The organism is Actinophytocola xanthii (assembly GCF_001921205.1).
In the GTDB taxonomy this organism is placed as follows: domain Bacteria; phylum Actinomycetota; class Actinomycetes; order Mycobacteriales; family Pseudonocardiaceae; genus Actinophytocola; species Actinophytocola xanthii.
Genome location: NZ_MSIE01000013.1, coordinates 66,082 through 86,759, shown reverse-complemented (window position 1 = coordinate 86,759; position 20,678 = coordinate 66,082). Strand labels below are relative to the sequence as shown.

At 71.8% G+C, this 20,678-nt stretch carries 15 protein-coding genes; 4 read left to right on the top strand and 11 right to left on the bottom strand.

All coding sequences use genetic code 11. The features are described 5' to 3' along the window. Positions 1-461: 461 nt before the first annotated feature. Both BU204_RS08955 and BU204_RS08950 read left to right on the top strand, forming a co-directional pair. On the top strand, positions 462-1,316 hold the full coding sequence (locus BU204_RS08955; protein ID WP_143229389.1) for a helix-turn-helix domain-containing protein: 855 nt from the start codon (positions 462-464) through the stop codon (positions 1,314-1,316). Between the two features lie 186 nt (positions 1,317-1,502). After that, entirely contained in the window at positions 1,503-2,129 is a 627-nt protein-coding gene (locus BU204_RS08950) for a bifunctional 4-hydroxy-2-oxoglutarate aldolase/2-dehydro-3-deoxy-phosphogluconate aldolase (protein WP_075125121.1), read from the top strand. Positions 2,130-2,164: 35 nt separating this feature from the next. Here BU204_RS08950 and BU204_RS08945 read toward each other — a convergent pair whose 3' ends face one another. The 7 genes from BU204_RS08945 to BU204_RS08915 all read right to left on the bottom strand — a co-directional run bounded on the left by BU204_RS08945 (position 2,165) and on the right by BU204_RS08915 (position 11,738). Beyond that, the gene (locus BU204_RS08945) at positions 2,165-3,688 is read right to left on the bottom strand and encodes a beta-N-acetylhexosaminidase (RefSeq protein WP_075125120.1); all 1,524 of its coding nucleotides are present in this window, start codon (positions 3,686-3,688) and stop codon (positions 2,165-2,167) included. Then, on the bottom strand, positions 3,685-4,518 hold the full coding sequence (locus tag BU204_RS08940) for a carbohydrate ABC transporter permease (protein ID WP_233159817.1): 834 nt from the start codon (positions 4,516-4,518) through the stop codon (positions 3,685-3,687). Before BU204_RS08940 ends, BU204_RS08945 begins: the two co-directional genes overlap by 4 nt. Continuing rightward, complete coding sequence (locus tag BU204_RS08935; RefSeq protein ID WP_075125118.1) at positions 4,515-5,465, bottom strand: carbohydrate ABC transporter permease; 951 nt, start codon at positions 5,463-5,465, stop codon at positions 4,515-4,517. The genes BU204_RS08940 and BU204_RS08935 overlap by 4 nt, the downstream gene beginning before the upstream one ends. A 14-nt stretch (positions 5,466-5,479) precedes the next feature. Then, positions 5,480-6,781 (bottom strand): extracellular solute-binding protein, encoded by a 1,302-nt coding sequence (locus tag BU204_RS08930; protein ID WP_075125117.1) that lies wholly within the window; start codon positions 6,779-6,781, stop codon positions 5,480-5,482. Between the two features lie 69 nt (positions 6,782-6,850). Continuing rightward, complete coding sequence (locus BU204_RS08925) at positions 6,851-8,107, bottom strand: MarR family winged helix-turn-helix transcriptional regulator (protein ID WP_143229387.1); 1,257 nt, start codon at positions 8,105-8,107, stop codon at positions 6,851-6,853. A gap of 146 nt (positions 8,108-8,253) precedes the next feature. Beyond that, positions 8,254-10,434, bottom strand: coding sequence for a 3-hydroxyacyl-CoA dehydrogenase NAD-binding domain-containing protein (locus tag BU204_RS08920; RefSeq protein ID WP_075125115.1), 2,181 nt, complete (start codon positions 10,432-10,434; stop codon positions 8,254-8,256). A 50-nt stretch (positions 10,435-10,484) separates the two neighbouring features. Next, complete coding sequence (locus tag BU204_RS08915) at positions 10,485-11,738, bottom strand: acetyl-CoA C-acetyltransferase (protein WP_456297878.1); 1,254 nt, start codon at positions 11,736-11,738, stop codon at positions 10,485-10,487. 169 nt (positions 11,739-11,907) lie between these two features. Here BU204_RS08915 and BU204_RS08910 point away from each other — a divergent pair, with 169 nt between their 5' ends. Together BU204_RS08910 and BU204_RS08905 are read left to right on the top strand one after the other, a co-directional pair. Next, on the top strand, positions 11,908-13,113 hold the full coding sequence (locus BU204_RS08910; RefSeq protein WP_075125113.1) for a TetR/AcrR family transcriptional regulator: 1,206 nt from the start codon (positions 11,908-11,910) through the stop codon (positions 13,111-13,113). A gap of 9 nt (positions 13,114-13,122) precedes the next feature. Then, a complete protein-coding gene (locus tag BU204_RS08905; RefSeq protein WP_075125112.1) occupies positions 13,123-14,538 on the top strand; it encodes a cytochrome P450 in 1,416 nt (471 codons plus the stop codon). Positions 14,539-14,565: 27 nt separating this feature from the next. Here BU204_RS08905 and BU204_RS08900 read toward each other — a convergent pair whose 3' ends face one another. The 4 genes from BU204_RS08900 to BU204_RS08885 all read right to left on the bottom strand — a co-directional run bounded on the left by BU204_RS08900 (position 14,566) and on the right by BU204_RS08885 (position 20,675). Then, a complete protein-coding gene (locus BU204_RS08900; protein WP_075125111.1) occupies positions 14,566-16,767 on the bottom strand; it encodes an ATP-binding domain-containing protein in 2,202 nt (733 codons plus the stop codon). 133 nt (positions 16,768-16,900) lie between these two features. Continuing rightward, complete coding sequence (locus BU204_RS08895; RefSeq protein ID WP_075125110.1) at positions 16,901-17,530, bottom strand: TetR/AcrR family transcriptional regulator; 630 nt, start codon at positions 17,528-17,530, stop codon at positions 16,901-16,903. Next, complete coding sequence (locus tag BU204_RS08890) at positions 17,530-18,690, bottom strand: acyl-CoA dehydrogenase family protein (protein ID WP_075125109.1); 1,161 nt, start codon at positions 18,688-18,690, stop codon at positions 17,530-17,532. Before BU204_RS08890 ends, BU204_RS08895 begins: the two co-directional genes overlap by 1 nt. Next, entirely contained in the window at positions 18,687-20,675 is a 1,989-nt protein-coding gene (locus BU204_RS08885; protein WP_075125108.1) for an ATP-binding protein, read from the bottom strand. Before BU204_RS08885 ends, BU204_RS08890 begins: the two co-directional genes overlap by 4 nt. Between the last annotated feature and the right edge of the window lie 3 nt (positions 20,676-20,678).

Here is a 20,678-nt window from a genome sequence, read left to right as displayed (position 1 = left end):
CCAGGACTTGCAGCGGCACCGACGTGGGACTCGAACCGGATCGGGCACCGGGGGACATGGCGTACTGAGCCACGCCCGCATGGTTGCTCCCCGGACCCTGTCCGGTTTGTACCTGCTCATCGTTTGCCCCGCTGGTTGCTCCGATCCCGCTTGTCGGCCCTCCCGGCTGCGAAGATCAGGAGACCGGAGACAACGACGATGGAGCCGAGCCACAGCATCGAAACCCACCACGGTTGACCAGCCATGGACCGAGCATCGTCCCAGATATTGACGCGCTCGACGTCCTATCGCGTCACTCGAGTTGACGCCTCACGTCAAACCCGGCACCGTGCGGGTTATGTCGCGTGTAGATCGATCTGTGAGACAGCTCCGACAGCGGGAAGCACTAGAGATCAGGTTGGCTGGTCTTCGCGAGGGTGCCCACGTAGAGGACATCGCGGACCGGATCGCACGTCTCGACGATGTCCATCCGTTGCTCGCCTGGCGTTGGGCATGGTTGGAGTCGGTCAGAGCTGTCCGCTCGGATCGATGCGGCCTACGAGCAAGACGGACTAGCTCCGCCGAACCTCACCGACCCTGAGATCCTGCGATGGGAACACGGCCAACGCCGGCCGAACGATGAGCGGATCGACTACCTGTGCCGGGTGTACCGGACGAGGCCCGATCGGCTCGGCTACGGAGAGGATCACTCGGTGCCTGAGATCACCCACCTGGAACGTGCCGGCCTGACCGATATCTACGCACGCACCGACGATGAGAGCATGCGGGACCTGTTCGGCCGGATCGCATCCGCTCGACACCGTGTGAACGTGTTCGGGTTGACCCGCAACTTCTACGCCCGAGACCACGTGCTGCCGATGATCGAAGCGAAAGCCCGCACGATCCCGGTCCGCATGTACATGATGGATCCGACCACCGACTCACGACGAGACCGCTACCGCCTGGAGCCAGGCGAGGCAGCGATGGAGAACCCGGATCGCTACCTCCGGGAGGTGCTTCGGCCGTTGGTGGCTGCCGAGGAGCGCCTAGCCGACTTCACCGAGCGGGGAGGCGGGTTGCAGGTGTGGCTGTACAACTTCCCCTGCTCGTTCGCGATCGAGGAGATCGACGACCACTACCGCGTGATGCTCTACGGCCACGGCAAGCGGGGTACAGATGGACCGATCCTGATCTTCGGGCAGGACACCCCGTACACGGAGTACTTCGCGTCCCAGATGCGGTGGGTTGAGCGTCTCGCCGTCGAACCGTGGGAGCCCTGGACGTCCAAGGGGCTTGAGGTCTATCGGGCTGCCGACGTGATCGAGCCCGTGACCTGACCTCGAGTCAGGCGGGGGCAGCGAGTGTCGATTGGGCCTGCGGACCATCAGATGGCTGCCCCCGCATCGAGCGTACGCATCCTGACCAGTCGCTCTCGGCCGGGAGGAGGCGACGCGCGGCGCGTGACCCGGTGGCATACCGTCCCCGTGACAACGCCCTCCCCCCAGGCCACCAGGAGACCGCCCGTGAACCTGCTCGCCGAGCTCACCGTACGCCGTGCGCTGTGCATCATCCGGGCTCCCGCCATCCCCGACCCGGTCGGGCTGGCCGGCACGCTGGTCGAGGCCGGGCTGCCCGTCGTCGAGTTCGCGCTGACCACGCCGGAGGCTCCGCGCCTGATCGAACAGGCGTCCTCAGTGGACGGATTGATCCTGGGCGCGGGAACGGTGATGTCGGCCCAGGACGCGCGGGACGCCATCGCCGCCGGCGCCTCGTTCCTGCTCACCCCCGGCCTGCGGCCGGACGTCGCCGCGGAGGCCGCCAAGCGCGACGTGCCGCTCGTCCTGGGCGCGATGACCCCCACCGAGGTGGCCGCCGCGGTCGACCTCGGCTCCACCGCGGTCAAGGTGTTCCCCGCCGCCCGGCTCGGCCCCGCCTACTTCGGCGACCTGCACGGCCCGTACCCCGACGTGCCGCTGGTGGCCACCGGCGGGATCACCACGGAGAACGCGGCCGACTTCCTCGCCGGCGGAGCCCTCGCGGTCACCGCCGGCAGCGGCGTGGTCGCCCCCGCGCTGGCCGCCGAGTCCCGCCTGTCCGACATCGCCGAACGTGCGCGTGGCTTCGTCGCGGCGGTCGCCGGCGCGGGCTGACCTCGCGCGCGGCGGGCCGGTCCCGGGGTCGGGGATCAGCTCGTGGCGTTGAGGCCGCGGATGCGGCCGGGAACCCCGGGCCTGGTCTGCCAGGGCCGCGGACCGCCGCGGGGGCGGTACTCCACGCCGAGCGCGTCCAGCCTCGGCAGGTGGTGGCGCTCGAGGCGGCGTTCGAACTCCTCGAGCGAACGGCCCTCCGGCGCGGACCAGACGACCTCGGCGAACGCGGCGAGCCGGGGGAACGCCGCGTAGTCCACCCGCCTGGGGTTGTCCAGGTGCTCGGTCCACACCTGCGCCTGCGCCCCGAGCACCCGGGGCACGGCCGACGCCGGCATCGCGGCCGGGATCGGCTCGTAGGCGTAGACGTCGGCCAGCGTACGGCGGAAGCCGACCGGGATCGGCTCGTCGGTGTGGTCGGACTGGCGGTGGTCGAGGTAGGTCTCCTGCTCGGGGCACATCACGACGTCGTGCCCGGCCAGGGCGGCACGAACGCCGTGCTGCTCGCCGCGCCAGCTCGCGATGATGGTCTCCTGCGGCACCTCTCCGCTGTCGAGCAGTTCGTCCCAGCCCAGGGCGCGGCGGCCCAGCGCGGCGAGGTGCGCGGTGATCCGGCCGACGAACCAGCCGGGCAGCTGCGCGGCGCTGGACAGGCCGAGCTCCTCCATCCGCCGGCGGGCGGCCGGACTGTGCGCCCACTGGGTCAGCGGCACCTCGTCCCCGCCTACGCAGATCACCGGCGCCGGGAACACCGCCGCCACATGCGTGAACACCCGCCGGTAGAACTCGATGGTCTCGTCGGAGACGTTGAGCACGTTGTCGCTGATCCCCCAGCGGGTCAGCACCTGCAGGGCGGCGCCGGTCACGCCCAGCTCGGGATAGGACGCGATGGCCGCCTGGCTGTGGCCCGGCACGTCCACCTCGGGCACGACCGTGATGTGCCGGTCCTGGGCGTAGGCGACGATCTCCCGCAGGTCGTCGGTGGTGTAGTACCCGCCGTGCGGGCGGCCGTCGTGCTCGGCGGTGCCGTCCGGCTGGCGGCCGACCCAGGAGCCCTGCCGCCAGGAGCCGACCTCGGTGAGCCGCGGGAACTCCGGCACCTCGATGCGCCAGCCCTGGTCGTCGGTGAGGTGCAGGTGCAGGATGTTGAGCCGGTGCACGGCCATCAGGTCGATGAACCGGAACACCCCGGCCTTGGGCATGAAGTGGCGGGCCACGTCCAGCAGGCACCCGCGCCAGGAGAACCTGGGGTGGTCCTCGACCTGCCCGCACGGCAGCAACCACGGCCCGCCGTGGATGTTCGCGGCGCGGAAGGCGTCCGGGCCGAGCAGCTGGCGCAGCGCGGCCTCCGCGTAGTAGGCGCCGGCGGAGTCGGCGGCCAGCGTGGTGACCCCGGTCGGGGTGATCGTGATCCGGAACCCCTCCGGGTTCGGCACCCGGATCGGGTCGACCCGAAGGACGGTGGAGACCCTGGCCGGGATCTCGGGGCCGTCGATGCGGTAGTGGCCGGTGGCGGGACGGACCCGCACCGGACGGGGCAGGAGACCGTCGAGCGCGGTCATCCCTTCACCGAGCCACCCAGTCCCGAGACGAGGTGTCGCTGCACCGCGACGAAGAAGACAAGCACCGGAATAGTCATCAACGTCGCCCCTGCCATGATCGCCCCCCAGTCCTGTTCCTCCGGTTTGAAGAATACGAGCAGACCGAGCGGAAGGGTACGGGTTTCGGTGCCGGAGATCAGGAAGGTCTTGGCGAACAGGAAGTCGTTCCAGGCGTGCACGAACGACACCACGCTCGCGGCCACCAGGCCCGGGGCGACCAGTGGGAACAACACCTGCCAGGTGAACCGGAACCGGGAGGCGCCGTCCAGTGCGGCCGCCTCCTCCAGCTCCGCCGGGACCGCGGCGGTGAACCCGCGCAGCATCCAGATCGCGAACGGCAGGCTGAACGCGAGGTGCACCACCACCAGCGAGCCGAGCTGGTTGAGCCCGACGGCGGGTACGACGTCGCCGTAGAAACGCACCAGGAAGAACAGCGGGATCGTCAGGGCCTCGACCGGGACCATCTGCGCCACCAGCAGCATCACCAGCAGCACGGTCCGCCCGCGGAAGCGGAGCCTGGTCAGCGCGACCGCCGCGAGGAACGACGCCACCAGCGAGAGGGCGACCACGACGACCGCGACGAGGAGGCTGTTGAGGAAGTAGCGCCCGAAGTCCTGCGCGGTCAGCACCCGGCGGAAGCTGTCCACAGTGGGCGCGAGGGTCCACGGGCGCGGGTCGGCGGCCTGGATCTCGCCGGCCGGCCGGAGTGCCGAGAGAACCATCCAGTAGAGCGGGAACGCGACGACGAGCGCGACGGCCAGGCAGGCGACGTCGGCCGCACGGCGCCTCACGGCCGCCACCGCTGGGCTCGCACGTACAACCCGGTCACGGCGAGCAGCAGCACGGTCATCACGACCCCGATCGCCGCGCCGAGCCCGTACTGCTCACCCGCGAACGCCTTCTGGTAGGCGAAGACGTTGAGCACCAGGTTCTGCCCGGCGACGCCACCGCCGCCGGTCATCACGTAGATCTGGGTGAACACCTTGAAGTCCCAGATGATCGACTGGATCGTGGCGATGGCCAGCAGCGGCCGCAGGATCGGCAGGACCACCGAGGTGGCGGTGCGGACGGCCGAGGCTCCGTCCAGCGCCGCGGCCTCGACCACCTCCCGGGGGATCGCGGTGATCCCCGCGTACACCGTCACCATGACGAACGGGAACGAGCACCAGACGATCTCCGCCGCGACCAGCCCGAACGCGGAGAGCCGCTCGAAGGTCCAGGAGTGGCCGGACAGCGGCAGCCCCAGGCTCGACAGGACCTCGTTGACCAGCCCGAAGTCCTGGTCGAACAGGAACAGCCAGACGTAGGAGCCCGCCATCGTGGGGGTGGCCCAGGCGCCGAGCGCGGCGAGGAACAGCAGCGTGCGGGGCACCGGACCGGCCCGGCTCGCCAGCACCGCGAGCGCCGTGCCGACCAGCATCGTGGCGACCACGCAGACCGCGGCGAACACCACCGTCGCCGCCAGCACGTCCCAGAACTGCGGGTCGCCGAGCAGCGTGCGGTAGTTCTCCAGGCCGAGGAACACCAGCGGTGCCGCGCCGGAGGCCTGCGCCTGCCCGTAGTCGTGCAGCGAGATCACCACGAGCTGGTAGATCGGGTAGGCCATCAGCGCGAGCAGCACGACCGCGGCCGGGGCCAGGTAGAGCAGCGCGGCCCGGCCGTCGTCCCGGTGGGGCCCCTGCCGCGCCGATCGGGTGCGGTCGGCCGGCGCGGCAGGGGTGACTGGGGGCAGGGCCATCCGGGGGTGGCTCCCTAGCCGGCGAAGGCCGCGTCCATCTCGGCGGCCGCGGCCGAGGTCGCGGTGTCGACGTCCTGGCTACCGGTGGCCACCTGCTGCACGGCCGTCGGCAGCACCGCCTGGGCGTCGATCCTCGTCCATGCCGGTGTGGCCGGGACGAACCGGGTCCCGGCCTGGACCGTCTCGATGAACGGCCGCAGGAACGGGTCGGCGCCGGCGACCGCGTCCTGGACGTCGGTGAACGTGGGCATCGTGCCCATCGCGTCGTACAGCGCGCGCTGGTACTCCTTGCCGCCGAGCAGGCGGACGAACTCCCAGGCCAGCGTGCGGCGGTCGGTGGAGGCGAACACCCCGAGCAGGTTGCCGCCGGCGAACGCGGGGGCGATCTCGCCCGGCGCCGTGCCCGGCAGCGGCACGACGGCGAAGCGGTCCCCGACCGCTCCCTCGGTGACCGCCGCACGGTTGAAGTCGCCGCCGATCGTCATCGCCGCCTTGCCGCCGGCGAACGCGGCCACCGACTGGCTGCCGGTGAGCTGCGCGCACTGCTGGGGCGGGCAGATGTCCGGGGCGATCAGCTCGGTGTAGCGGGCGAAGCCCGTGCGCGCCGCCGGGCTGTCGATGGTGGCCGACCACGTCTCGCCGTTCCGTTCGGCGATGTCGCCGCCGTGGGCCCAGATGAACGGCAGCAACGCGAACAGGTACTTGCCGCCGACCGAGATGCCGTACAGGTCGGATCTCGCCGCGCGGATCGCGCGCGCCGTCTCGGTCAGCTCGGCGAGCGTGGTCGGCGGCTTGAGCCCCAGCTCGGTGAACACGTCGGTGCGGTAGTAGAGCGCGCGGGTGCCGGTGAACCAGGGGACGCCGTAGGTCCGTCCGTCCACCCTGGCCGTGTCGAGCACCTCGGGCACCAGGTCGGCGCCGTCCGGCCACCGTTCGAGGTCGTCGGTGAGGTCGGCGAACCCGTTGGAGGCGGTGTAGCCGGCGAGGTCGGTGTTGCCGAACTCGGCAACGTCCGGGGCGCTCTCGGGGTCGTTGAACGCGCCGTTGAAGCGGCTGGCGCGACCGTCCACCGGCAGGTACTCGACGTTGACCGTGACGCCCTCGTGCGCGGCCTCGAACTCGGCCACCGCCTCCTCGACGACGGCCTCCTTCGGCTCGTTGCTGGCTTCCTGGAAGAGCCAGACACGCAGCTCGCCGGTGGTCTGGTCGGAGCGCTGTCCCTGGTCGCCGCTGTTCGCCTGGGGTGGTGCGCAACCGAGCGCGGCGCCGGCGAGCGAGCCGAGAACCGCCGCGGCGACCGCACGTCTGAACCTCATCGGACCCCCGTCGCACGAACCGCACCGGCCTCTCGGATGCTAGGGGTGCGACGGGGGAACGCACAAGGTCTAAACCAATCTCGGCGGCCGGTGGTCGCCTCTGGCGTAGCGCACGAGCCAGCCGCGCGGGGTCAGCACGATGGTCCTGCGGCGCTTGTCGTTCTCGTGGTTGTCCAAGGTGGTGACGAGGTTCTGCGTCTCGAGCGCGGCGAGGTGGGTACGCATCGCGTCCCGCGTGTGGAAGCCGAAGTCCTCGAAGTCGCCCGTGGAGCACCGGCCGCGGCGGGCAGCGAGCTGGTCGAACACCTGCCAGGCCCGGTTGCCCAGCTCGGTCTCCCGGCGGTGCAGGTCGGCCCGGCCGGCAAGCCAGGCCTCGAACAGGGCGTCGAGCTCGCCGGGCGTGCCGGCCGTCTTCTCCCTGCTGTACAACCAGATCGAGAAGGCCTCGGCGTAGGTGAACGCCTCGCGGAGGTCGCGGCCGAGCACCTCGTAGAGCGTGCGGAACGAGGACGGGCCGATCGGTGCGGTGGCGTCGTCGGACGTCCGGTACCGGCGCAGCCGCCGCTCGACCGCCGCCTCGACGTCCTCGTCCGCAAGCGGCCCGAGCTCCAGTGGTGCGCCGAGGCGGGCGGGGAGCCGTGCGGACGCGCGCAGGCCCCCCCGCGCGCCACAGAGGACCCAGCGCAGGCCGCACCGGTCGAGCAGGGGGCCGCCGATCGCCTCGAGCAGGGTTCTCGCGCCGTGCGCCGTCTCCAGCGCCGCCAGGTTGTCGGCCACGCAGACGAAGCCGCCGGACCGCGGGCCGGGGAACAGCTCGTGGAGCCACCGGTCGACGGTCCCCAGGAGCCCGGCCACGGTGTCCCCCGGCGAGGTGTTCACACCCGCCCCCCAGCCCCTGACGATCGGCGACCGCAGCCAGTCCCGGACCTCGGCGGCGTCGGGCACCCGCAGCCCGCGGCGGCGCAGGGTCTCGCGCTCGCCGAGAATCGTGGTCGCGACCCGCAGGTAGACCCGCTCGACGAACAGGTCGACCGAGTGGCCGGCCCGCGGCTGGACCGGCTCCCCCAGCAACGGGAGGAACACCGGGGAGCTCGCCCCCTGCTCGACCTCGCTGCGCAGCCGGTGGCAGACGACCGAGACCAGGCTGGTCTTCCCGACGCCGTCGTCCCCCTCCACGGTGGGATGCGCGCCGGCGGCGCGGACCCGCGCCAACAGCTCCTCGAGCTCCGCGTCCCGGCCGGCCAGGAGCTGGTCGCCCTCCTCGCTCGGCGGGATCGGGTCGGTGGCGTAGGGGTTCGCGGCGAGACCGAACTCCGCCCACATCACGCCCACTCCGCTCGTCGGCGAAGACACCGAAACGAGCCGAGTATAGGTGCCGAACACGACGCCGCCGTGACCCCGCCAGGGTCACGGCGGCGGTTCACGGCGGCGGTTCACGGCGGCGGTTCACGGCGGCGGGGTCGCGCGGTGGGCTACTCGAAGATCTCGCCCTTCTCCGCCTTCGCCACCAGCGAGGCCGGCGGCCGGAACTGGTCGCCGTAGCGCTGCGCCAACTCGTTGGCGCGGGCCACGAACCCGGCCGGGCCGCCCGGGTAGTTGTTGATGTACTGGATCACGCCGCCGGTCCACGGCGGGAAGCCGATGCCCATGATCGAGCCGATGTTGGCGTCCGGCACCGAGCGCAGCACGCCCTCGTCGAGACACCTGACCGTCTCCAGCGCCGGGGCGAAGAGCATGCGCTCCTTCATGTCCTCGAACGGGATCTCGGCGCCGTCCTTGGTGAAGTGCTCGACCAGGCCCGGCCAGAGGGTGGTCCGCTTGCCGTCCTGCCCGTAGTCGTAGCAGCCGGCCCCCGAGGAGCGGCCCCGGCGGTCGAACTCGTCCACCATGCGGTCGATCAGGGGCTCGGCCGCGGGCACGACCCAGGTACCGCCCTCGGCCTCGATGCCGGCCCTGGTCTCCCGGATGATCTTCTGCGGCAGGGTCAGCGTCAGCTCGTCGAGCAGCTGCAACGGCGGGGACGGGAACCCGGCCTGCGCGCCGGCCTGCTCCACCGAGGCGGGGTGCAGCCCCTCGGCGACCATCGAGAGCGCCTCGATCATGAACGTGCCGATGACCCGGCTGGTGAAGAATCCGCGGCTGTCGTTGACGACGATCGGGGTCTTCTTGATCTGCTGCGCGACGTCGAACGCCTTGGCCAGCGCGGCGTCGCTGGTTTGCTCGCCGACGATGATCTCCAGCAGCGGCATCTTGTCCACCGGTGAGAAGAAGTGCAGGCCGATGAAGTCCTCCTGCCGCTTCACCCCCTCGGCGAGACCGGTGATCGGCAGCGTCGAGGTGTTCGAGCCGAGCAGCGCGTCCGGCGCGACGATGTCCTCGATCTCCGCGAACACCTTGTGCTTGAGCTCGGGGCTCTCGAACACCGCCTCGATCACCAGGTCGCAGCCGGCGAGGTCCTCGGGGCTCGCGGTCGGGTGGATCCGGGCCAGCGTCTCGTCCGCCTTCTCCCGGGTGGTCCTCCCGCGGGAGACCGCCTTGTCGAACAGCGCGACCGAGTAGTTCCTGCCCTTCTCCGCGGCCTCGAGCGAGACGTCCTTGAGCACGACCTCCATCCCGCCCCGGGCGCACACGTAGGCGATGCCCGCGCCCATCATGCCGGCGCCGAGCACGCCGACCTTGCGGGCGGTGTACTTCTCGTGGCCCTCCGGGCGCGAGCCGCCGGAGTTGATGTGCTGCAGGTCGAAGAAGAACGCCTTGATCATGTTCTTCGCGACCGGACCGGTGAGCAGCTCGATCAGGTAGCGGGACTCGATGACCAGCGCGTTGTCGATGTCCACCTGGGCGCCCTCGATGGCGGCGGCCAGGATGGCCTTGGGCGCCGGCATGTTCGCGCCCTTGAGCTGCTTGCGCAGGTTCGCCGGGAACGCGGGCAGGTTGGCCGCGAACGCGGGGTGCGAGGGGGTGCCGCCCGGGATCTTGAAGCCCTTCACGTCCCACGGCTGCGCCGCGTCCGGGTTGGCCCTGATCCACTCCTTGGCCTTCGGCAACAGCTCGTCCACGGTAGCCACGACGTCGTGCAGCAGGCCGAGGTCCTTCGCCGCGGCCACCTTGTGCCGCTGGCCCTGCAGCAGCACCGACAGCAGCGCGGTCTGGATGCCGAGCAGCCGCACGGTGCGGGTGACGCCGCCACCGCCGGGCAGCAGACCGAGCGTGACCTCGGGCAGTCCGATCTGCGAACCCTTGACGTCGGCGGCGATCCGGTGGTGGCAGGCGAGCGCGATCTCCAGGCCGCCGCCGAGCGCGGTGCCGTTGATCGCCGCGACGACCGGCCGGCCCAGCGTCTCCAGCCGGCGCAGCTGGGCCTTGATCGTGGTGATGTAGTCGAACATCTCCTGGGCGGCCTCGGGGGTCGCCTGGATCATCTCCTTGAGGTCGCCACCGGCGAAGAAGGTCTTCTTCGCCGAGGTGACGACGACACCGGTGATGTCGTCCTTCTCCGCCTCGAGCCGGTCGACCGCCCTGCCCATCGACTCGACGTAGGCGCGGTTCATCGTGTTGGCCGACTGGTTCGGGTCGTCCAGGGTGAGCACGACGATGCCGTCGGGGTCCTTCTCCCAGCGGATGGTGTCGGTCCCCGTCGATGTCTCGGTCATTGAGTGTCTTTCCTCGTTGCTCGGGAGTGTCGCTTCGGGAGTTCCGGGTCTCAGACGCGCTCGATCAGGGTCGCGACGCCCATGCCGCCACCGATGCACAGGGTGACCAGCGCACGGCGCGCGTCGCGGCGCTCGAGCTCGTCGACCATCGTGCCGAGGATCATGGCGCCGGTGGCGCCGAGCGGGTGGCCCATGGCGATCGCGCCGCCGTTGACGTTGAGCTTCTCGCTGGGGATGTTCAGCTTCTTCTGGTAGTTCAGCACGACCGAGGCGAACGCCTCGTTCAGCTCGAACAGGTCGATGTCCTCGACGCCGAGCCCGGTGCGTGCGAGCAGCTTCTCCGTGGCCGGAATCGGCCCGGTGAGCATGATCGTGGCGTCGGCGCCGGAGGTCGCGGTGGCGACGATCCGCGCCCGCGGGGTCAGCCCCATCGCGGTTCCGGCCTCCTCGCTGGCAACCAGCACCAGAGCCGCGCCGTCGACGATGCCGGAGGAGTTGCCGGCCGAGTGCACGTGGTTGATCGCCTCGACGTGGTGGTACTTCTGCAGCGCCACCGCGTCGAACCCGCCCATCTCGCCGATCGCGGCGAACGACGGCGGGAGCTTGCCGAGGGTCTCCACCGTCGACTCCGGACGCATGTGCTCGTCGCGGTCGAGGACCGTGATGCCGTTCTGGTCGACCACCGGCACCACCGACCGGTCGAAGTAGCCGCCGGCCCAGGCCTTGGCCGCCCGCTGCTGCGAGGAGACCGCGTAGGCGTCGACGTCCTCGCGGGAGAACCCCTCCATCGTGGCGATGAGGTCCGCGCCGATGCCCTGCGGGACGAAGTAGGTGTCGTAGGCGGTGACCGGGTCCATCGCCCATGCGCCGCCGTCCGAGCCCATCTTCACCCGCGACATCGACTCGACGCCGCCGCCGATCACCACCTCGTCCCAGCCGGCACGCACCTTCTGGGCGGCGATGTTCACCGCCTCCAGGCCCGAGGCGCAGAACCGGTTGAGCTGCACGCCGCCCACGGTGTCGGGGAGCCCGGCGGCGATGGCCGCGGTCTTGGCGATGTCGCTGCCCTGGTCGCCGACGGGGGTGACCACGCCCAGGAGCAGGTCGGAGACCCGGTCCAGGTCCAGCGTGGGGTTGCGCTTGCGCAGCTCGTCGAGCAGGCCCACGACAAGCGAGATCGGCTTGGTTCCGTGCAGCGACCCGGTGTTCTTGCCCCGGCCGCGCGGGGTTCGGATGGCGTCGTAGACGAAGGCTTCGGTAGGCACGCTCGGCGGTCCTCTCCTGGTGCTAATCCTGGTTAACATCGTGGCACCAGTTCTTCGGTTGTCAACGGTCCATCCCCCAAATGGTGGCGCATCCCACGCCGACACCGAGTACGCGAATCCCCGTTCACTTCCTGTGCCGAGTTGGCTGATTGCCAACGTGTTGGCGCTGGTCTACCGTCGCTGGTGCAGCTCACGCCGGGAGGATCTCGTGACGGGTACAGAACGCGTACCGGCCCGGCGGCCACGCAACCGGAAGGCGCAGCTCGCGGACTCGGCCGCGGAGTTGTTCCGCCGGCACGGCTACCACCAGGTCGGCGTCGCCGACATCGCCGCGACAGCGGGGGTCACCGGGCCCGCGCTCTACCGGCACTTCCGGAGCAAGCAGGACATCCTGGCCCACGTCCTGCTCTCCAGCATGGACGCGTTCGGCCTGGTCACCGAGGAGGCACTGGCCCGCCCTGGCACCCCGGAGGAGCAGCTCACCGCGTTGCTGGAGGCGGTCGCGGCGTTGGCGGTCGACCGCCGCGAGGTCACCGCGCTGTGGCGCTGGGAGGGTCGCCATCTCGACCGCGCCGACCAGACGAAGATCCGCCACCGGAGCGGTGAGCTGATGGCGCGGTGGGGCACCGTCCTGCGCGACGTTCGACCGGATCTCGAGCCGCGCGACGCCGAACTGCTCTGCTGGGCGGCGCTCAGCGTGTTCGGGAGCGTCTCGCTGCACCACGTGAACCTGCCCCGGCGCCGGCTCGAGGCGTTGCTGGCCACCCTCGCGCGGGCGGTGCTGGACTGGCCGGTGCCCGACACGGCGGCCGCGCCGGAGCCTGCGCGGCTCGCGTCCTGGCAGCTGCCCAGCGTCTCCCCGTCCCGGCGCGAGGAGCTGCTCACCGCCGCCACCCGACTGTTCCGCGACCGGGGCTACCACGCGGTCTCGATGGAGGACATCGGCGCCGCGGCCGGCATCGCCGGCCCGAGCATCTACCGGTACTTCCCCGGCAAGGCGGCGATCCTGGTCGCCGCCGGCTACCGGATGGCCGACCGGCTGGCCCGCACCGCGGAGGCGGCGGTCGGCGACGCGGTCGACCCCGCCGACGCCCTCGCCCGCCTCGCTGAGTCCTATGTGGATACCGTGCTGCGGTCGGACAACATCATGGCCACGTTCGCCAGCGAGCTCGCCAACCTGCCGGACCGGGACCGCAAGGAGCTGGTCCGCGTGCAGCGGAACTACGTCGCCCGGTGGACCGGCCTGGTCCGAGCCGTGTCGCCGGAGCTGTCCGAGGCGGACGCGAGGACGACCGTGCACGCCGCACTGACGGTGGTCAACGACCTCGCCCGCACGCCCCGTATCGTCGCTCGCCCCCGGATCGCCGCCGAGCTCACCTCGCTCGCGGTGACCGTGCTGTCCGCCAGGAAGTAGGTGCCGCGAATGTCCGCCGTGCTCAACGCTCCCTACACCGTCGACAAGAACCCGCTCGACGAGTGGCTGATGCGCCGCGAGTGGCCGCGCCGGGCCCTGGCCGCCCCGCCGCCCAGCAGCACGCTCAAGCCGGTCCCCGGCGACGGCGGCTTCCCCCTGCTCGGGCACAGCCTGGAGATGCTGCGGCTGGGCATCGACTACGCGATGGAGCGCTACCGCACGCACGGCCCGGTGTCCTGGGCGAACGCGTTCGGGGTGCGCGTGGTCTCGGCCTCCGGCCCGGACGCGACCCAGGCCGTCCTGGCGAACAAGGACAAGGCGTACTCCCAGAAGGGGTGGGAGTACTTCATCGGCCCGTTCTTCAACCGCGGCCTGATGCTGCTGGACTTCGAGGAGCACCTCTACCACCGCCGGCTCATGCAGCTCGCCTTCACCGCCGAGCGCCTCTCCGGGTACATGGGCCAGGTCGGCGAGGTCGTCCGCGCCGGGCTGGGCCGGTGGGCGGTTCGCGAGGGCTTCCCGGTCTACCCGGCGCTCAAGCAGCTCACCCTGGACGTCGCGACGAAGATCTTCATGGCGTCCTCGACCGGTGCCGACGCCGACCGACTGACCAGGGCGTTCGTCTCCACCGTGCGGGCGGGCACCGCGCTGGTCCGCCTGCCGGTGCCGGGTGGCCGCTGGGGAGCCGGCCTGCGCGGGCGGCGGATGCTCGAGGACTACTTCCGGGCCAGCCTGCCGGCCAAGCGCGCCTCGGACTCCGAGGACCTGTTCGCCGCCCTCTGCCACGCGAAGACCGACCAGGGCGAGGTGTTCAGCGACGACGACGTCGTCAACCACATGATCTTCCTGATGATGGCGGCCCACGACACGGCCACGATCGCGACCTCGTCGGTGGTCTACTACCTCGGCAAGCACCAGGACTGGCAGGCCCGCGTGCGCGAGGAGTCGCTGGCGCTGGGCGAGGCGCCGCTGACCGTCGACGCGCTCGCCGAGCTGCCCACCCTGGACCTCGTGCTCAAGGAGTCGATGCGGCTGGTGGCGCCGGTTCCCTGGATGATGCGCAAGACCGTCCGGGACACCGAGCTGCTCGGCCACCACCTGCCGGCCGGCGTGTTCGTCACCACGCTGTCGTGGATCAACCACATGCTGCCCGAGTACTGGACCGACCCGTACCGCTTCGACCCCGACCGCTTCGGCGAGGACCGCCGCGAGGACAAGTCCCACCGCTTCGCCTACATGCCCTTCGGCGGTGGGGTGCACAAGTGCATCGGCATGCACTTCGGCACCTACGAGGTGAAGACCCTCGTCCACGAGCTGGTCCGCCGCTTCGAGTGGTCGGTGCCGGCCGACTACGAGGTCCGCTGGGACCCGACCGCGCTCCCCGTCCCGCGTGACGGCCTCCCGGTCGCCCTGCGCCCGCGCTGAGTCGCCCGGGCGCGAGGGCGACCGGCGTCAGCGAACCGCCACCTCCGCGTCGAGCCGGCGCAGCCCGTCCAGCACCGCCGGCAGCGGCTCGGTGTGCACCACGCCGAGCCGCTGGGTGGCCCGGGTGAGCGCGACGTAGAGGTCGGCGACCCCGGCCGGCTCGGCGGCCAGGACGCGCTGCGGCTCGACGATGATCACCACGTCGTACTCGAGTCCCTTGGCCTGGCGCGGGGTCAGCACCGGGTGGTCGACGTCCAGCTCGAGGCCCTCCGGGACGAGCACGGCCAACGTGCCCTCCTCCGGCCGCTCCGCGCCGGCGAGCGAGGCGACGACCGAGGACAGCTCGTCGGGCTCGCAGGCGCGGGCCCACGGCAGCTCCCCCGCGTGCCGGACCGAGCGCGGCACCGGCAGCGTAGAGTCCATTGTGGACAGAACTCGGCCGGCTACCTCCATGATCTCCGCGGGCATCCGGTAGTTGATGGTCAGCCGGCGGTAGGTCCACCGCCCGGGGACGTAGGCGTCCAGCATCGACGCCCACGTCCGCGCCCCGGCAGGCGACTCGCGCTGGGCCAGGTCGCCGACGATCGTCATCGACCGGCTTGGGCAGCGCCGCATCACCACCCGCCAGTCCATCTCGGACAGCTCCTGGGCCTCGTCCACGACGACGTGGCCGTAGGTCCACTCCCGGTCGGCGGCGGCGCGTTCGGCCAGCGTGCGGTGGTCGCGCTCCTCCTGCCGCTCGGCCAGCCGCTCGGAGTCGATCAGGTCGACCGCGCGCAGCACCTCGCCGTCGGGGTCCTCGTCGGTGTCCAGGATGGTGAGCACGTCCCGGGCGTAGCGCCGCTCGGCCCGGCGACGCATCCGCTCGGTGACACCGTCGGCGGGGGTCAGCGGGCCGATCAGCTCGACCGCCTCGTCGAGCAGTGGAACGTCGGAGACCGTCCAGGCCGACCCGGCCTCCCGGTACAGCGCGTCCCGGTCGGCCGGGGTCAGGATGCCGTCACAGGCCGCGGCCAGCCGCTCGGGCGAGCCGTAGAGCTCCACCAGCAGGCCGTAGGGGGTCAGCCGGGGCCAGAGCCGGTCCACCGCGACCGACAGCGTGCGGCTGCGGGACAGCTCCGAGCGCACGTCGGCGGCCAGGTCGCCGGCCAGCTCGGGCACCTCGCGGGCGTCGAGCCAGTCGCCGCCGATCCGGTCCACCGCCTGCTCGGCCAGCTCCAGGATCAGCGAGTCCCGGAACACCGGCCGGGCCTGGTTGTGCCGCACGCCCGCGGCCCGCGCCCGCGCCCTGGCCCGCCCAGCGACCTCGGCGTCGATGGTGACCGTGACGTCGTCCAGCTCGATCTCGATCGGCGTCTCGGGCAGCTCCTGGCGGTCGGCCACCGCCGCGGTGAGCACGTCGACCATCGCGAGGCCGCCCTTGACCCGGCGTGCGTCGGGCGGGTCGGCGGCCGAGGTCTCCAGACCGGGGTGGAGCTCGCCGGGCGTGGCGAACACCGCGTCGGTCTCGCCGAGCGAGGGCAGCACGTCGCCGATGTAGCGCAGGAAGCCGGTGTTCGGCCCGACGATCAGCACGCCGCGCCGGGACATCCGCTCGCGGTGCGCGTAGAGCAGGTAGGCGACCCGGTGCAGCGCGACGACCGTCTTGCCGGTGCCCGGACCGCCGTCGATGACCACCACGCCGGTGTGGCCCAGCCGGATGATCTCGTCCTGCTCGGCCTGGATGGTGGCCACGATGTCGCCCATCGTGTCCGCCCTCGGCGCGTTCAGCGCGGCCAGCAGGACCTCGTCGCCGTCGGCCACGCCGTGGTCGAGAACGTCGTCGTGGAAATCGAGCACCCGCCGGTGCCGCGTGCGGAAATGGCGTCGCCGGGTGACCCCTTCCGAGTTCGCCGCGGTCGCCGTGTAAAATGGCCGTGCGACCGGGGCGCGCCAATCCGTCAGCAGCGGCCGGTAGTCATCCTCTTCGTCGAACAATCCGATTCGACCGATATAGAGCACCTCGCCGGAGTCCCGGTCGAGCCGGCCGAAGCACAGCCCGCTGTCGGCCACCCGCAGCCGGCCAATCCTGGCCGACAACGCGCTGGTTGCGACCTCGCGTTGCCACAGGTCCTCGGTGGTCTCGGTCGAGGCGTCCCGCAGTACCCCGCCCAGCTCCCCGGTGGCCGCCGCGCGTTCCGCGTCCAGTCGCCGGTAGAGGAACGCGATGTACTCGCGTTCCGCCGCCAACTCCGTGGCATACCGCGCCTTCGAATTCGCTGCCTTTGACAAATCCGTCCCTCATCCGGTATAATCGCCTCACTCGACAATTCCCGTGCAATACGGAATAAGTCGAGCAATTGATTATTGCTCGGATGTCAAGTCACGCCTTCGACGCCTCGGCGAGTGCCGCGTCGAGCATGGACGCCCACTGCCGCAGCACCCGCTCGCGCCGCCGGCTGTCGTCGCTGAGCAGGTTCGCCAGGGCCAGTCCGCGGGCCAGGTCCAGCGTCGCCTGCACGGCCTCGCGCACGCCGGCGACCGACTCGTCGACCCCGAGCAGCTCCAGCGCGACCCGGTGGGTCTCCCGGCCGACCTGGGCCTCGAGCACGAGCACGCGCTCACGCAGCCGCTCGTCGGAGGAGGCGGCGACCCAGAGGTGGATCGCGGCCCGGAACAGCGGCCCGGTGTACATGTGCTCGACCATGTCGATCACCGCGCGGATGCGCTCGGGGCCCGTCGGCAGGTCGGCGGCGTGCTCGCGCAGCTGGGCGAGCCGCTCCTGGGAGACGAACTCGACGGCCGAGAGGACGAGGTCCTCCCTGGTCGGGAAGTGGTGCTGGGCGGCGCCGCGGGACACCCCGGCCCGCTCGGCGACTACCGCGACCGTGCTCCCCGACCACCCCACCTCGGCCAGGCACTCGATCGCGGCCTCCAGCAGCCGGCGCCGGGTCGCCCGGCTGCGGTCCTGCCGGGGCTCCCGCAACCCGGGCCCCGGGTCGGGCTCGCTCATCAGTACGACTTCGGCAGGCCGAGGGTGTTCTGCGCGACGAAGTTGAGGATCATCTCCCGGCTGACCGGCGCGATCCGGTTCACCCGGGAGGCCGCCACGAGCGCCCCGACGCCGTACTCGGCGGTCAGCCCGTTCCCGCCGTGGGTCTGCACGGCCGCGTCGACGGCCTTGATCGAGGCCTCCGCCGCGGCGTACTTGGCCATGTTCGCCGCCTCGCCGGCCCCCGCGTCGTCCCCGGCGTCGTAGAGCGCCGCGGCCTTCTGGGTCATCAGCTCGGCCAGCTCCAGCTCGATCTTCGCCACGGCGAGCGGGTGCGCGACGCCCTGGTGCCCGCCGATCGGGGTGTTCCACACCTGCCGGTCGCGCGCGTAGTCCACGGCCTTGCCCAGGGCGTAGCGGCCCATGCCGATGGCGAAGGAGGCGGCCATGATCCGTTCCGGGTTGAGCCCGGCGAACAGCTGCATCAGCGCGGCGTCCTGCGAGCCGACCAGCGCGTCGCCCGGCAGCCGCACCCCGTCGAGGAACACCGTGAACTGCTTCTCCGGCGAGACGAGGTCCATCTCGATCGGCTGGTACTCCAGGCCCGGCGAGTCGGTCGGCACGATGAACAGCGCCGGGCGCAGCTTCCCGGTCCTCGCGTCCTCGGTGCGGCCGACGACCAGCACCGCGTGCGCCTCGTCCATGCCGGAGATGTAGACCTTGCGCCCGTCCAGGATCCAGCCGTCGCCGTCGCGGCGGGCGGTGGTGGTCAGCTTGTGTGCGTTGGACCCGGCGTCGGGCTCGGTGATCGCGAAGGCCATCCGCACCGAGCCGTCGGCGAAGCCGGGCAGCCAGGCACGCTTCTGGTCCTCGGTGCCGTACCGCGTGATGATCGTGGCGCAGATCGCCGGCGACACGACCATCAGCAGCAGCCCGCACCCGGCGGCGGCCAGCTCCTCGCAGACCGCGGCGAGGTCGCCGATGCCGCCACCGCCGCCGCCGTACTCCTCGGGCACGTTCACCCCGAGGTAGCCGAGCTTGCCCGCCTCGGTCCACAGCTCCGTGGTCTTCTCCCCGGCCCGCGCCTTGCGCTGGAACCAGGTACCCCCGTAGCGCCGGCCGAGGTCGGCCACCGCCGCACGCAGCGCCCGACGCTCCTCGGACTCGGTGAAAGCGTTCACGACTCCTCCTCCGCACTCGTGACGACCGCGAGCACCCGGCCGACCTCGACCTGGTCCCCGGCGGCCACCGCCAGCTCCGTGACGACCCCGGCGCCGGGGGCGTCGACCTGGTGCTGCATCTTCATCGCCTCGAGCCACAGCAGCGGTTGCCCCTGTTCGACCCGCGCTCCCCGTTCCACGGCGACCCGGACCACGGTGCCGGGCATCGGTGCGAGCAGCGACCCCGCGGCCACCTGCGAGGAGGGGTCGGCGAACCGCTCCAGTGGCACGAGCGAGACCGAGCCGAGCGGGGAGTCCACGACCGACAGACCGGGGTGGACGGAGACCTCGAACCGCCGGCGCAGACCCTCGACGTCGAGCAGGACGTGGTCGGGATTCGCGGCCACCAGCACCACCCCGGCCGGCTCGGTCCCGTTCACCGCGACCTCGGCGAGGCCGTCGCGGGTGTGGCGGTAGGTCACCTCGTACTCGGTCTCGCCGTGGGCGAAGCGTTTGCGCTGCGGGTGGGCCGCGACGTTGCGCCACCCGCTGGGGATCCTGCCCTGGACCCGCGCCCGCGCCCGGTTCGCCGCGGCGTCGGCCAGCGCGGCGGCGAGCACCGCGAGCGCCACCGTGTCCGGATCGGCCAGCGGCGCGGCGAGCGCGGCCAGGTCGTGCCGCTCGAAGAACGCCGTGTCGGTGTCCCCGGCGAGGAACGCGTCGTGGGTCAGCACGCGCACGAGCAGGTCGCGGTTGGTGGTGACGCCGTGGATCCTGGCCTGGCGCAGCGACGCGGCCAGCGCCCGCGCGGCCACGTCACGGGTGGGTGCCACGGACACCACCTTGGCCAGCATCGCGTCGTAGTGCGGGCTCACCACCGACCCGTCGTCCACCCCGGAGTCCAGCCTGATCCCGGTGCCGAGCGGGACGGTGAACTCCGCGGACACGCCGGGCACCTCGAACCGGTGCAGGGTGCCGGTGTGCGGACGCCAGCCAGCGGCGGGGTCCTCCGCGTAGAGCCGGACCTCGATGGCGTGCCCCAGCGAGGGCGGCGGACCGGCCGGCAGCGGCCGGCCCTCCGCGACCCCGAGCTGCAGGCCGACGAGGTCCAGCCCGGTCACGCACTCGGTGACCGGGTGCTCGACCTGGAGCCGGGTGTTCATCTCCAGGAAGTAGAACCGGCCGGTCTCGTCGGCGAGGAACTCGACGGTCCCCGCGCCGGTGTAGCCGATCGCCCTGGCCGCCGCGCGGGCCGCGTCGAACAGCTCCTCGCGCATCTCCGGCCGCCGGTCGACCAGCGGCGACGGTGACTCCTCGACGATCTTCTGGTGCCGGCGTTGGATCGAGCACTCGCGTTCCCCGACCGCCCACACCGAGCCGTGCTCGTCGCACACCACCTGCACCTCGATGTGCCGGCCGGTGGCCAGGTAGGGCTCGACGAACACCGTGTCGTCGCCGAAGGCCGAGGCCGCCTCGGCACTGGCCGCGTCCACCTCGTCGGCCAGCACGTCGAGCGAGCGCACGACCCGCATGCCGCGACCGCCGCCGCCCGCGGACGCCTTCACCAGCACCGGCAGGTCCTCGTCGGTGACCGTCGCCGGGTCCAGCCGGGGCAGCACGGGCACCCCCGCGTCCGCCATCATCTGCTTGGCGCCGACCTTCGAGCCCATCCGTTCGATGGCATCGGGTGGCGGACCGACCCAGGTCAGGCCAGCGGCGATGACGGCCCTGGCGAACTCGGCGTTCTCGGACAGGAAGCCGTAGCCGGGGTGGACCGCGTCCGCGCCGGCCGAGCGCGCGGCCGCGACGACCAGGTCGGCCCGCAGGTAGGTCTGGGCGGGGCTGTTCCCGGGCAGGCGCACCGCGGCGTCGGCCTCCCGCACGTGGGGTGCGTCGGCGTCCGCGTCGGAGTACACGGCGACGGTGGCGATGCCGAGCGTGCGGCAGGTGCGGAAAACCCGGCGGGCGATCTCGCCGCGGTTGGCGACCAACAACGTGGTGATCACGGC

Excerpts from the sequence above, each read along its gene's own strand:
- BU204_RS08955 (WP_143229389.1), top strand. The coding sequence starts at position 462 with ATGTCCATCCGTTGCTCGCCTGGCGTTGGGCATGGTTGGAGTCGGTCA.
- BU204_RS08945 (WP_075125120.1), bottom strand. The coding sequence starts at position 3,688 with ATGACCGCGCTCGACGGTCTCCTGCCCCGTCCGGTGCGGGTCCGTCCC.
- BU204_RS08935 (WP_075125118.1), bottom strand. The coding sequence starts at position 5,465 with ATGGCCCTGCCCCCAGTCACCCCTGCCGCGCCGGCCGACCGCACCCGA.
- BU204_RS08930 (WP_075125117.1), bottom strand. The coding sequence starts at position 6,781 with ATGAGGTTCAGACGTGCGGTCGCCGCGGCGGTTCTCGGCTCGCTCGCC.
- BU204_RS08920 (WP_075125115.1), bottom strand. The coding sequence starts at position 10,434 with ATGACCGAGACATCGACGGGGACCGACACCATCCGCTGGGAGAAGGAC.
- BU204_RS08915 (WP_456297878.1), bottom strand. The coding sequence starts at position 11,738 with ATGTTAACCAGGATTAGCACCAGGAGAGGACCGCCGAGCGTGCCTACC.
- BU204_RS08905 (WP_075125112.1), top strand. The coding sequence starts at position 13,123 with ATGTCCGCCGTGCTCAACGCTCCCTACACCGTCGACAAGAACCCGCTC.
- BU204_RS08895 (WP_075125110.1), bottom strand. The coding sequence starts at position 17,530 with ATGAGCGAGCCCGACCCGGGGCCCGGGTTGCGGGAGCCCCGGCAGGAC.